Annotated in this window: 11 protein-coding genes and 1 pseudogene; 2 read left to right on the top strand and 10 right to left on the bottom strand. The window is 63.6% G+C overall.

Translation table 11 applies throughout. The annotated features are described in order from the left end of the window. Positions 1-403: 403 nt before the first annotated feature. Positions 404-781, bottom strand: a complete 378-nt coding sequence (locus L5G32_RS06655) for a winged helix-turn-helix transcriptional regulator (protein WP_237010221.1) — start codon at positions 779-781, stop codon at positions 404-406. A gap of 66 nt (positions 782-847) precedes the next feature. On the opposite strand from L5G32_RS06655, the gene L5G32_RS06650 reads away from it, so the two are divergent. Next, positions 848-1,588: an SDR family oxidoreductase gene (locus L5G32_RS06650; RefSeq protein ID WP_237010220.1), complete on the top strand. Its 741-nt coding sequence runs from the start codon at positions 848-850 to the stop codon at positions 1,586-1,588. Positions 1,589-1,811: 223 nt separating this feature from the next. Here L5G32_RS06650 and L5G32_RS06645 read toward each other — a convergent pair whose 3' ends face one another. From L5G32_RS06645 to L5G32_RS06615, 7 genes and pseudogenes are all read right to left on the bottom strand, one after another. Next, on the bottom strand, positions 1,812-2,363 hold the full coding sequence (locus L5G32_RS06645) for a dihydrofolate reductase family protein (protein WP_237010219.1): 552 nt from the start codon (positions 2,361-2,363) through the stop codon (positions 1,812-1,814). A gap of 57 nt (positions 2,364-2,420) precedes the next feature. Next, positions 2,421-3,587, bottom strand: a complete 1,167-nt coding sequence (locus tag L5G32_RS06640; protein WP_237010218.1) for an SGNH/GDSL hydrolase family protein — start codon at positions 3,585-3,587, stop codon at positions 2,421-2,423. Between the two features lie 209 nt (positions 3,588-3,796). After that, a pseudogene (locus L5G32_RS06635) lies at positions 3,797-4,351 on the bottom strand (L,D-transpeptidase); the annotation flags it as partial. A 104-nt stretch (positions 4,352-4,455) separates the two neighbouring features. Then, a complete protein-coding gene (locus L5G32_RS06630; protein WP_237010217.1) occupies positions 4,456-5,115 on the bottom strand; it encodes an enoyl-CoA hydratase-related protein in 660 nt (219 codons plus the stop codon). Between the two features lie 4 nt (positions 5,116-5,119). Next, the gene (locus tag L5G32_RS06625) at positions 5,120-5,737 is read right to left on the bottom strand and encodes a TetR/AcrR family transcriptional regulator (RefSeq protein ID WP_237010216.1); all 618 of its coding nucleotides are present in this window, start codon (positions 5,735-5,737) and stop codon (positions 5,120-5,122) included. 84 nt (positions 5,738-5,821) lie between these two features. Then, positions 5,822-7,072 (bottom strand): L,D-transpeptidase, encoded by a 1,251-nt coding sequence (locus tag L5G32_RS06620; RefSeq protein WP_237010215.1) that lies wholly within the window; start codon positions 7,070-7,072, stop codon positions 5,822-5,824. 93 nt (positions 7,073-7,165) lie between these two features. Further along, a complete protein-coding gene (locus tag L5G32_RS06615; protein ID WP_237010214.1) occupies positions 7,166-7,528 on the bottom strand; it encodes an ArsR/SmtB family transcription factor in 363 nt (120 codons plus the stop codon). A 95-nt stretch (positions 7,529-7,623) separates the two neighbouring features. Here L5G32_RS06615 and L5G32_RS06610 point away from each other — a divergent pair, with 95 nt between their 5' ends. Beyond that, on the top strand, positions 7,624-9,570 hold the full coding sequence (locus L5G32_RS06610; RefSeq protein WP_308192018.1) for a heavy metal translocating P-type ATPase: 1,947 nt from the start codon (positions 7,624-7,626) through the stop codon (positions 9,568-9,570). Between the two features lie 53 nt (positions 9,571-9,623). On the opposite strand, the gene L5G32_RS06605 is transcribed toward L5G32_RS06610, so the two are convergent. Next, positions 9,624-10,388: a hypothetical protein gene (locus L5G32_RS06605; RefSeq protein ID WP_237010213.1), complete on the bottom strand. Its 765-nt coding sequence runs from the start codon at positions 10,386-10,388 to the stop codon at positions 9,624-9,626. After that, the gene (locus L5G32_RS06600) at positions 10,385-12,040 is read right to left on the bottom strand and encodes an asparagine synthetase B family protein (protein WP_237010212.1); all 1,656 of its coding nucleotides are present in this window, start codon (positions 12,038-12,040) and stop codon (positions 10,385-10,387) included. The genes L5G32_RS06605 and L5G32_RS06600 overlap by 4 nt, the downstream gene beginning before the upstream one ends. Positions 12,041-12,045 lie beyond the last annotated feature (5 nt).

Genomic DNA, 12,045 nt, shown 5'->3' with positions numbered 1-12,045 from the left:
GGAGCATCTTCCGGGGGCCGCGACGCACATCGCAGATTTTCGCCGAGTAGCCTGTCACGCCAGCAATGAAGTTTCGAGACGAACACTCAGGTCATCCGCGCCAACTAGCTGGCCAACTCGCCAACTCCCCTGGCAGGCGACACTTTGCCAGCCGAGTTGGCGAATGTTGCCGATGTAGTTGGCAAGGCGTTCGTCATGCCGCCAACGTCCGCTGGGGCTCGTTGTGCGGCCGACGTTCGCCGGGCGGCTTGCGGCAGTCTCGTGGTCGTCCTGACTACGCAGCTCGACCACCACTTGCTTGGAAAATGCTGAAACATGCCATCTTTTAAGCTCTGACTACAAGGGTCGCCTCGTAATGTGTCACAGTGACGAATATTGGAGCGGGCACGTGTGCCGCCGTTAATCAGTCGCGTCGTCGCGCGTTCTCGCCAGGTTCAAGCCTTCGCGAATTTGCGAGCAGAATTGCGGTATTCCGGTCGGCCCAGGTCCACAACCCTTCGAGCGCCGTCCCCAGTGCCAGGCCTCGATGAGCTGTCAGCTCGTAGCGTTTGTCCGGCAATTTCTCGACGATCCCTACATCGGTAAGGGTTGCGAGTCGGTCCGCCAGCATGCTTGAAGAACAGTTACCCATCCGTCGACGCAACTCCAGGAATCCGAGCGGCCCAGGCTCAAGCTCCCACACCGTGCGCAGCATCCAGCGCTGCCCCAGCAGTTCCATCGCCGCGTACACGCCTGCTTCCGAGCCCGAGGCCTCGCTGCCTTTGCCTGTTGCGTTTCCCATTTCGAACCACCATACTCGTACTTCGAAATAAGAAGTAGTTCTAAATTAGAAGTATGGGAGCGGTCAGTGGACAGCCGACGAACGATCCTAGTCACCGGCGCGTCGCGCGGGATCGGAGCCGAGACGGCCCGACTTCTCGCTGAACGGGGAAACCACGTCGTCATCAACTACAGAGAGAAGCGCAAGCGTGCGGAGGACCTAGTCAGCGAGATCGCCGCCGCAGGCGGGCTCGCAACCGCGATACAGGCAGACCTGAGCAAGCCCGCGGATGTTTCGGAGATGCTCTGTACGATCACCAAAGCGCACGGAGGTATCGACGGACTTGTGCTCAACGCTTCCGGAGGGCTTGAGCGGGGCACTCCTGACGACTACCCGATGGCCATCAACCGGGACGCGCAAGCACATCTCCTCGATGCTGCGCTACCGCACCTGCGCGCCACCGGTCGTGTCGTGTTCGTGACGAGTCATCAAGCCCATTTCGTGGACCGTCATGAAGTCCCCAAAGATTACGAACCCGTAGCCGTGAGCAAGCGCGCCGGCGAAGACGTGATCCGCGAGCGACTACCCGTGCTGCTAGGAGCCGACGTTGGACTCTCTATCGTCTCAGGGGACATGATCGAAGGCACGATTATCGTGAGGCTGCTTGAACGGCGCGATCCTAACGCAGTAGACGCTCGCCGTTCGCGCGTGCCGCTTCCCACCGTCGAGCAGTTCGCGAGGGCGGTGGCTGACGAGGCTGTACGGCGCGACCTCGTTCCCCGAACCCTATTCATCGGCGGTAGCGACTACCTCGCCGGATCGCTGTAGTCAGAATCCCGCGTGTTCGCTGTTTCGAACCTTTCGGGCGACACGACCGCACCGCGTAGCCTCGGCTGCTGCATGGTCTCCGGGATGGACAGCCAGCTCTCTACCGCGTTCCGGGCGATCGACTCGACCGTCCTTGACCGACAAAAGACGCAGCGCTGGCCACCGTGGCAGACCACCGTGGCAGACCACTGTGGCGAGCTGACGGCGACCGTCCGGGTCGTCGTCAGGCGACGCGGACGGACGCGCGGACGAACATCGAACCCGACTCCGTGACGTCAAGGTAGACCGGCGGCCCGCCTGGACGATCGAAGAGGCGAACTCCGTCACCAAGCAGCACCGGCGTGAGGTAGACGAGGACCTCATCGAGCTGCCCCATCTCCAGGCATTGTCGAGCGATGCTCGCCCCCAGCACACTCACGACCTTGTCGCCCGCCGCGTCCTTTGCCGCTGATATCGCGGTCTGCAAGTCGTCGACGAAGGTCACCCCTGGGACGGGAGTCTCGGGTAGGCGGTGTGTAAGCACGATCATGGGGCCGTCGTACTGCCCGTCGTAGGCGCCCTCCTGGTCGGTGTCGGCATTGGGATCGTCGCCGTCATAGGTACGTCGCCCAGACAGAACCGCACCTACCGCATGGACCAATGGGTTCATCTCGGGCTCGTCGTTGGACTGGTCACCCGGCGGCCCGGACGCGGTGCTGAGCCAGGACATGTCTCCCCCTGCTCTGGCGATGAATCCGTCCAAAGATGTGGCGCACTGATACTGCACGATGCTCATGATGACCTCCACTGGTCGATACGGGCGCGTCCTGTACTGATCGTCGCCACACGACGACTACGCCAGTGCGAAGGCGCCACCGTCACCGAACGCATGCACCAGAAAGCGATCAGCGATCAGCCGATGCGACTCGGTGTCCGGGTGCAGGCGATCGGTCAGCGGATGATTCTCGGCATCCGCCGAACCGAACAGCTCGAGGCCGTCCAGGTGGTGGATGTTCGCGTCGTGCGTCGCCCGTAACTCGACGATCCTCGCGATCTCCTGGCGGATCGTGTGGAGAGTGAGCTTGCCCGCCCTCACCTCATCAGGATCTCCGGTTGCCCGGTAGCGGATGCAACCGTCACCGAAGTCGGTCGCCAACGGGCCTGGTGTGTCCTCCTGGATAGCGCAGTGGATCGGCGATACAAGCAGCAGCGGTGTCGTCGGATGGCCCTTCCGGATGGTGTCCAGAAAGCCACACAAGACCGGTGTGAACGCGCGCATCCGCATCACGTCACCGTTGACGATGTTGATACCGACTTCGAGGCTGATCAGATCGGCCGGCTGGTCGCAGATCACGCGGGCCACGAATGGATCGAGCATGGCACTGCCGCTGAAGCCGAGATTCGTCAATGCCATCCCGCCCTCACGGGCAACGCGCGCAGCCCAGGTGCTCGTCGGGCTCATGGCGTTCGAGCCCTGGCTGATGGAACTGCCATAGTTCAACCACTTGCGGCGGTACTCATCGACAACCGGCTCGATCAATCCGTCAGTCCGCAGGGCGATGAGCTCGATGCGTTCGTAATGCGGCAGCCAGATCTCAACGGTCTTCTCGCCTGCCGGGACTTCGTCGAAGCGAATCGTGTGGTCCGGCCCCTGCTCGATCTCAGTGGTCCCGGTCACGGCATCGACGATCAACGCCGTGCCGCCTGCCGATTGGACCTGCGCGATCAGCTTGCCCCCGACCATCAGGTCGAAATATCCGTCGGGACGAGGAGTCACACCACGGAACGCCATGTGCGTCCGACGGGCCATGAGCTCGATACGTGTCGCAGAGGTACGGAACGCCAGGCGCACCCCCGCCGGCTGTGCCTGCGTCGAGAGCAGTTGTGGGTCCGCGTATTCGCGCGCCCATCCGGGCAGCCGGCACGGGACGACGCCGCGCTCACCGTCCTCGACGTCCAACGCGCCGTGCAGCAGATCCGCGGTGATCGGAGTGTGGTGGTCCAGCCTCGATGCGCTCACTCCCCGATGCTAAGCGATGACGACGCGGCTGTGGACTGCCCGTGGCACCCAACCGCTGCTTCACTCTCCCGCTGCGAACTCGGCCAGCCGTTGTCAACGGCGTGAATTCGTCCTCCGGCCGGAAGATCAGCTCGGCGATCGGTCCGGTCAGCGTCACCTCGACGCCGCGCGCCCTCTACTTTCACGCCCGCTGTCTGTGCCACCTTCGATTAGCCCGACGCCTTGGATTTACTTGCCGGAACTGGAGCTCCCTTGGGCGTCGCGGGAACGTCCTTCGTCTTCGGTTCGCCGCCGAGTGCCGACATGGACTTCCATTGCTCCCAGTCGATGATCTAGTCGTAGATGTCACCGTCGGCCTCCGACAGATCGAGCCGCGTTCCAGTCACCCCGACGGGGTCACCGTAGACGGCTGTCTCGAAGTACTGCTGCGCCCTCAAGTGACACCTTGATGCAATCGTTGGTGACGTTCGACGCGCCCCGGACACCAAGCGTCTCCGGGTTGGCGTGGATGAACTCGCCGTTGTTGGAGATCCAGACCGCCCAACGCTCGGGAATGTCGAAATACCCGGCCTCAGGGTTGGTCATGTTGAACTGTTCGTACTTCTCGCTGACCACATGGATGCCCGACTTGGTCACGTTCCGGTCGAGGTCACCTGTGCCGTAGCTGCACGGCAGTCTCATCAGAGGGGCCCGTCACGAATGACGACGATCTGGTGCGACGCCGCGTCCGCCTTCACGATCTGGGATCGTCCGATCACGAGATCGCACCGCGGTATTCGCCACAAGGCATCGCCTGCGCGCGACGCCAACAGTTGCGGCGTCCCAACCCCACGATCCGTTACTAGCCAGTCGCCGGGGTCTGAATGAGCTACTGACGGCCTTGATGGAGTGCGTCAGTGGCCGATTTGTACATGGTGGCCTTGATTGCACCGAGGGTGCCGCGGTCCTTCCCCGCAATCGGTGTCAATCGAGCCGTAGCGGCAGCCACAAGCGCGTTCTCCGGAGCAGTTTCGTCCACCAATCCTGCCGCCAGCGCGTCGGGTGCGTTGTAACGGTGACCGGTGGTCATTGCGGTGGTCGCGGTCTGCGGAGTGAGCTTTGCCTGAATCAGAGCGGCCATTCCTGGGGTGAAGGGGATGTTGATGTCGACCTCGGGGAAGCAATAGTAGCCGCGGTCCTCACGCATCGTCCGGTAGTCGTGGGCGATGGCGAGCATCGCCCCCGCGCCGAAAGCGTGGCCGTTCACCGCTGCGACCGTGGGCAATGGGAAAGTCAGGATTCGGTTGAACAACTCCTGAACCTGGTCGACATACCACTCGGCGCGGTCGCCGTTCGACATCAGCCATTCCAGGTCCAAGCCGTTGGAGTAGAACTTGCCGACGCCGATGGTGATCAACCCGCTCGCACCGGTCTCGATCTCGTCTAGATGTCCATTGATCGTCTCGAGCCAGTCAGGCGAGAAACGGTTCTCATCGTCGCCGAGAGTCAGTACCGCAAAGTGGTCGTGGTATTCGAGGTTCGTGGCCATAGGGCTACTCCTTCGGTCCGTCGTTTGATTCGGTGGATAAGGACACTCGTTCGGGCGGAGGAACTTTCAGCACCGCACGTACGGCATACGCAAGGCGTTCGCGAACTAGAGGATCTGGCGTTCGTTCACCTCGCAGCAACAGCGCTGAGGGCAATTCGACGACACAGTCTTTGATGATCGCCACGGCTTCGCGGTCGGCTCGGCCCCATGTCATTTCCGAAAGACGAATGAGCATGTCGGTGACGGACGTGTCGAGACTGCGAAGATCGTCTGCGACCTCAGCGGGGATGTCAGCCGAACCAAGAAGCTCGTTGCGGGAGGCAACCAGCAGGAACCGTCCCGACCGCGGAGAGTCGAGCAAGAACTGAGCCGGTGCATCAGCAGCGGCAACTACGGCATCGACAGCCGAAGCATTCTCCGAGTTGAATGCGGCGGCGACCGCATTGGTCTGAAGCGCTAAGAACGCACGTGCAGCCCGAACCCAGACTCTGCCCATCAAACCCGCTCGCGAACCGAACGCATGATAGATCGCGCCGTTGGAGACGGACGTCAGCTCGGACAGTGAGCGAACGGTGACCGCGGCAGGACCTGACTCAACCGCCAACTGTTCAGCGGCGTCCATCAGGTGGTCGAGGTCGTGAACACGTGGGCGAGGCACACATCAAAGATAACAGAGCGGTCGCTCTGGAAACTAGATGCGACCCGATTAGCCCGATGCCTTGGACTTGCTTGCCGGAACTGGAGCGCCCTTAGGCGTCGCGGGAACGTCCTTCGTCTTCGGTTCGCCGCCGAGTGCCGACATCGACTTCCATTGCCCCCAGTCGATGGTCCAGTCGTAGATGTCGCCGTCGGCTTCCGACAGATCGAGCCGCGTTCCGGTCACCTCGACGGGGTCGCCGTAGACGGCTGTCTCGAAGTACTGCTGCGCGCCCTCAAGTGACAGGTTGATGCAACCGTTGGTGACGTTCGACGCGCCCTGGACACCGAGCGTCTCCGGGTTGGCGTGGATGAACTCGCCGTTGTTGGAGATGCGGACCGCCCAGCGTTCGGGGATGTCGAAATACCCGGCGTCGGGGTTGGTCATGTTGAACTGTTCGTACTTCTCACTGACCACGTGGATGCCCGATCGGGTGACGTTTCGGTCGAGGTCACCTGTGCCGTAGCTGCACGGCAGCGTCATCAAAGGGGCCCCGTCACGAATGACGACGATCTGGTGCGACGCCGCGTCGGCCTTCACGATCTGGGATCGTCCGATCATGAAATCGCTGGTCACATCTGCCGCACCGTACGCGCCTTCGCCCATGTCAACTCCGTAGAGCTTGGCGTCCATTCGTACCTTGGTGCCCGGCGCGAAGTATTCTTTCGTCCGCCAGTGGGCCCGTGAGCCATTGTCCTCGCCGAGCCATGCCCAGGCGCCTTCGGTAGGAGGCGTGGTGGTGACGGTGAGTGCCTTCTCTACGGCCTCCTTGTCCTCGATCGTCCCGTCGAACTGCAGGATGATCGGTGTGGCGATGCCGACTGTCTGCCCGTCGGCGACGTTCACCACCACATTGATCTGCGAGTCGGGGGCCAGTGTGGTGAACGTGCCGCGCAACGGCGCTTTCTTACCGTTGTCGCCGATCGCCGTTCCGCGCCAGGTGTACTCGGCGCCGTAACCGAGGGGTTCGCTGACCGTGAAGGTCTTCCGGTCCGGGGACTGCTCCCCCTTGACCGCTGTGCCCTGTGCATTGACCAGCGCCACGTCGCGGCCGAGCCGACCGGCTTCGACGCTGACCGAGATCGAGCCGACCGGGTTGACGCCGGTCCCGCCCAGGTCGGGATTGTATGTCAGTTCCGGGCCGAGCTCCTGCTGAGCATCGTCGGTCGAATCGATTCCGCACGCCGCCGCGACCAGTCCGAGTGTGCCGATGCCGGCCGCCGTGAGGAAGTGGCGCCGAGTGAGGTCTTGCGAATTCATTTCTCGCAGCCTACCCGCGGTTTCTGGCAAGAAGCTCATCAGCGACTGTCAGGTCGCCCACAGCCCGAGGAGCACGTCCGTCTCGACGGAGCGTCAGGCGGTGTCGTTCGTCGCGTCCTGCTCGCCGCGACCGAGATGCTCGATGTGATAGATCGCCTCATCGAGAAGCATGGCGACGTGGTTGTCGTAGAGCCGATACGTGACACTTCGCCCGGTGCGGGCACCGGTCACCAGGCCTAGAGCCCGCAGCAGCCGAAGTTGATGTGAAACCGCGGATTGCTCCATGTCGACCGCATCGGCCAATGCAGTCACTCCGCATGGCCCATGACGTAGTTCGGTCAGGATTCGGAGCCGACTCGGTGTTGCCAGCGCTTGCAAGGTGGCCGCCACCGTCGCCGCCGATTCGGCGTCGAGATGTGCTGGCGGAGTTGACCTGCCCTCGATTCCATGACCCACCCTCGCACTATAGCTCGGGCGTACATATGTAGACCTCTTCATATGTACGTGTATTGTCGGTACCGACCGCCCACATGACGACCCGAGAAGGCTCGATGGCAACGACTATGGCTCTGCCGACGCAGTCGTCTGCGGCTGACGCACGTTCCGACAGAACGACGAACATCCTGTCGATCAGCGAAGTTCGTTGGGCAGCAGTGTCGTTCGCGCTGTTCCTGCTGGGGCTGGCACTGCAACTGTCGTCGGCGCCAGAGTGGATGTTCTGGGCGGCGTACCTGGCGTGTTACGTCGCGGGCGGATGGGAACCGGCCTTGGTAGGCCTGCAGGCGCTTCGGTCGAAGACTCTCGACGTCGACCTGTTGATGATCGTCGCTGCGATCGGAGCCGCCGGTATCGGCCAGATCTTCGACGGCGCATTGCTGATCGTCATCTTCGCCACCTCCGGCGCATTGGAGGCAGCACTCACCCAGCGCACCGCCGATTCGGTCCGCGGGCTCCTCGCGTTAGCGCCTGAACAAGCGGTGCGCATCGACGAGCGTGGCGTCGAGACCACAGTGAACGCCGCAGAGTTGAGGATCGGAGACACGATCGTGGTCCGGCCCGGTGAACGGATCGGTGGCGACGGGGTGGTGACCGCGGGTGCCAGCGAGGTCGACCAACAGACGATCACCGGTGAATCGGTACCAGCACCGAAACGACCCGGCGAGGAGGTATACGCCGGAACCACCAATGGAACCGGCGCTCTGACCGTTGAGGTCTCACGCGATCCGTCCGACACCGTGATTGCGCGCATCGTCGCGATGGTCGACGACGCCTCGTTGACCAAGGCGAAGACTCAGTTGTTCATCGAGCGTGTCGAGCAGTATTACTCGAGCATCGTCGTGACAGCCACCATCGCCATCTTTGTGATTCCGTTGCTGTTCGGGGCCGACGGTCAATCGGCGTTGCTGCGGGCAATGACGTTCATGATCGTCGCATCACCGTGCGCCGTGGTTCTGGCCACCATGCCGCCGCTCCTCGCGGCCATGGCCACCGCCGCCCGCAACGGCGTCCTGGTCAAATCCGCCGTCGTCATGGAACAACTCCGCAACGTCGACGTGGTCGCCTTCGACAAAACCGGCACCATCACCGAAGGTCGACCACGCGTCCACACCGTGCGAACCCTGCCCGACGGTGATGTCGATCCGGTCGAGATCCTGGCGCTCGCTGCCGCAGTGGAAAGGCGCAGTGAGCATCCACTCGCCGCTGCGATCATGACCGCAGCGCAACTCCAAGCCGTATCCGTTCCCACCGCAACAGATTTCGACTCCGCTCCAGGAATCGGTGTGCACGGCCGGGTCCAGGGTCAACGCATCGACGTCGTCCGCCCGCACGGCCGGCTCCCCGTGGGAGCAACCGAGGTCGTTGCCGAACTCGAACGAGCGGGACTGACGGCGGTCCTGGTGTCCACCGACGACGTCGCCATCGGCGTGATCGGATTGGTCGACACGATTCGCGCTGACAGTGAACGCGCTGTCGTCGAACTCTCCACACTCACCGGCCGTACTCCCCTGCTGCTCAGTGGTGACAACTCCACCCTCGCGACCACGATCGCGAACAGTGTCGGCATCAGCGACATCCGATCGGGGCTCCTCCCGGGCGACAAAGCCGACGCCGTCGCAGCCCTGCAACGCGATGGACGATCGGTTCTCGTCGTCGGAGACGGCGTCAACGACGCGCCGGCCCTCGCCACCGCGCACACGGGTATCGCTATGGGCCGCAAAGGTTCCGACCTCACCCTGGACACTGCGGACGCAGTATTGATCCGCGACGAGCTTGCCGCGTTGCCCAATCTGATGCGCCTGTCGCGGAGGGCCCACCGGGTAGTCGTCGCCAACCTCGTCATCGCGGCGTCATTCATCATCACCCTCGTGATGTGGGACCTGACAGCCACTCTCCCCTTGCCACTTGGCGTCGCAGGTCACGAGAGCTCGACCGTCATCGTCGCTCTCAACGGCATGCGACTGCTGTCCCAACGAGCGTGGAGTGGACCAAACCGCTAGCCAGGCACGACTTTTCGTACAACTGCACACGGCACCGAGACGAGACCGCAGAATCACGACAGTGTGCGCGGCACGTCCAACGCGCACGACTCGGCATTCGGGAGTGAGTCTGCCAGGAACTGTGTCTGCGCCATCATCCGATAGCCGGACATGGACTCGCGGAACACCTCGATCGACTCCTCGGGATGGACCGAGTCGATGACCGCGTGGGGGCCGATCGCGTTGAACTGATGGCTCACCCCACGCGGCACCTGCATGTCGACGAACGCGCACGGCGGCACGATGACGTTGTACCGAGTCCGATCCATGCCGGGTTCGGTGTCAGGAAGGTCGTCCGCGAAGGCCTCGAGCCGGAAGTCGGTGACGCCAGGGACTTCGGTGACGATGATCGGAGACAAACTACTCACCCGGACCTGCGTGTCCGGTCCCGTCATGATTCGCACCAACCGGAGGCCGGTGTGGAGATGCATCCGCGAACAGAGGTCACGGTCGGTCACATCGTAGAAGTCCATGATGTATCGGTCGGCGACGTAGTCGTCGAACGGCTTGTCGATCATGTAGACATCGCCCTCCTCGAACACCTGGGAGCGAGTGACCCCGTCCTCGTCGGGTGTCGTGGCGGCGGTGCTCGCCTTGCCTCGGGTGACGACGGCTGCGAACGCCGAGACGACGGCGAGTGCGACGTCGGGCTCGAGTCGTAGAACCGGGGTCACCACGTTGTGCGATGCGTCGGTGAAGTCGACCAGGTCGATCACCTCGTCGACGGCGTCGGCGTCGGCCTTCATCGGGCCCCCTCCCCCGTCGGCATCGCTGGTCATCGGCCCACCTCGAACGACTGCAACCACATCTCCAATGTCAGTACCAACCACAGCTTTCCGCCGTGACGCGGAAGCAGGGCGCCGTCCTTGCGGAGCCATGCGCGAACGGTCGCCGGATTGAGGAGTCCGCGGTCACGTGCGGCCCGGCTGTCGAGCACGTCGTGCGTGAGGTCGCGCAGCGGCCCGTCGAGCCACTGCTGCACCGGGACCCGCATTCCGCTCTTCGGCCTGTCGACGATCGTCGCGGGCAGCAGGTCGCGGACAGCCTCTTTCAGAATCCATTTCTCGCTGGTGCCGTACAGCTTCTGTTGCGGCGGAATCCGGAACGCATAGTCGATCACGCCACGGTCGAAGAGCGGCGCTCTCCCTTCGACGCCGCTGGCCGCCGTCAATCGTTCGACCTTCGTCAGGATGTGGTGAGCGCCTTTGGTTCGCAGGTTGGTGTGCAGCAACTGGTTGAGCAGACTGCGCATCGCTCCGCGCTCCAGGTACGGCATCAGGACGTCGGTCGGCGGCGCCGTGGCCTCCAGTTCGGCGAGTGCGTCGGCAGTCAGGAGTACCGGCAGGTCGTCGAGACACTTGCGGTAGCTCGTGAGGTACGCCGACGCTCGCGCGGCCGTCCCCTCCTGGCGACGGAAGAGCTCGAAGATCAGCATCGGCAGATTCTTGGGCCCGCCGAAAACCGGGTCGCCGCCCTCACCGTTCAAGATCACGGAATGGCCGTGCGCGGCAGCGGCTTCGGCGAGCATGAGGTTCGGGACGGTCAACGGGTCACCGACCGGACTGTCGAGAAGCGCGACGGTCTCGGCCATGCGCGCCGCGATCGCGTCTCCGGGCACAGTCAGCACGTGCTGGTCGACGCCGCAGTGCGCCGCGACGAGACCGGAGTAGCCGAGTTCGTTCGGTGTATCGGTGTCGAACGCGATCGAGTACGTAGTCACCGGATGATCGTGCAGCTTAGCGGCGAGCGCCGTCACCAGGCTGGAGTCGACACCGCCGGACAGTAGGACGCCGACGGGCTCTGCCTCGGGCAGGCGACAGGCCACGGCCTCCTCCAGCCGTTCGCGCAGCCCGAGCGCGTGATGGTGGGCATCGCGCGGATCGTCGACCTCCACGGGCTCCCAGAACGTCTCCTCGACGGTTCGGCCGTCCGGGCACAGACGCAGTGCACGTCCGGGGAGAGCTTCGGCGATGCCGCAGAAGAAGGTCTCCGCACCAGGCAGGTAGGCGAAGGTGAGGAACGATCGGACCGCGCGGACGTTCAACCTGTCGTCGCACCCGGGAACGCGGGCGAGGCTGCGGTTCGATGTGGAGACGGCCCACCGGTCGCCCGTCCGGGCATAGAACAAGGTCCGCGAACCGACGTGATCGCGGAGCAGAACCAGGTCGTCGCCGTCGACGATCGCGACGGCGAACATCCCCTCGACCTCTGCGACACCCGGCAGACCGCGTTCGCGGTAGACGTGCAGGAGTAGTTCGGCGTCGGATATGTCGTCCGGGACGCCGCCTGAGAGCCGGCGCCGAATCGTCGGCGCGTTGAAGACCGTCGCCTCGCCGACGGCGGTGAGATCACCTACGACCAGAGGACCTTCCGCGACGCCGGGGCCAGGGACGAGCATCGGGACGCCGTCGATCACGCTGAATCTAGCCAATGCCG

Source organism: Gordonia zhenghanii (assembly GCF_021738965.1).
Classification (GTDB): Bacteria; Actinomycetota; Actinomycetes; order Mycobacteriales; family Mycobacteriaceae; genus Gordonia; species Gordonia zhenghanii.
This window is presented reverse-complemented; position numbering and strand designations above follow the sequence as displayed.

Bases quoted from the DNA above. Each gene is read 5' to 3' on its own strand.
- L5G32_RS06655 (WP_237010221.1), bottom strand. From the start codon at position 781: ATGGGAAACGCAACAGGCAAAGGCAGCGAGGCCTCGGGCTCGGAAGCA.
- L5G32_RS06645 (WP_237010219.1), bottom strand. From the start codon at position 2,363: ATGAGCATCGTGCAGTATCAGTGCGCCACATCTTTGGACGGATTCATC.
- L5G32_RS06630 (WP_237010217.1), bottom strand. From the start codon at position 5,115: ATGGCCACGAACCTCGAATACCACGACCACTTTGCGGTACTGACTCTC.
- L5G32_RS06625 (WP_237010216.1), bottom strand. From the start codon at position 5,737: ATGGACGCCGCTGAACAGTTGGCGGTTGAGTCAGGTCCTGCCGCGGTC.
- L5G32_RS06620 (WP_237010215.1), bottom strand. From the start codon at position 7,072: ATGAATTCGCAAGACCTCACTCGGCGCCACTTCCTCACGGCGGCCGGC.
- L5G32_RS06610 (WP_308192018.1), top strand. From the start codon at position 7,624: ATGGCAACGACTATGGCTCTGCCGACGCAGTCGTCTGCGGCTGACGCA.
- L5G32_RS06605 (WP_237010213.1), bottom strand. From the start codon at position 10,388: ATGACCAGCGATGCCGACGGGGGAGGGGGCCCGATGAAGGCCGACGCC.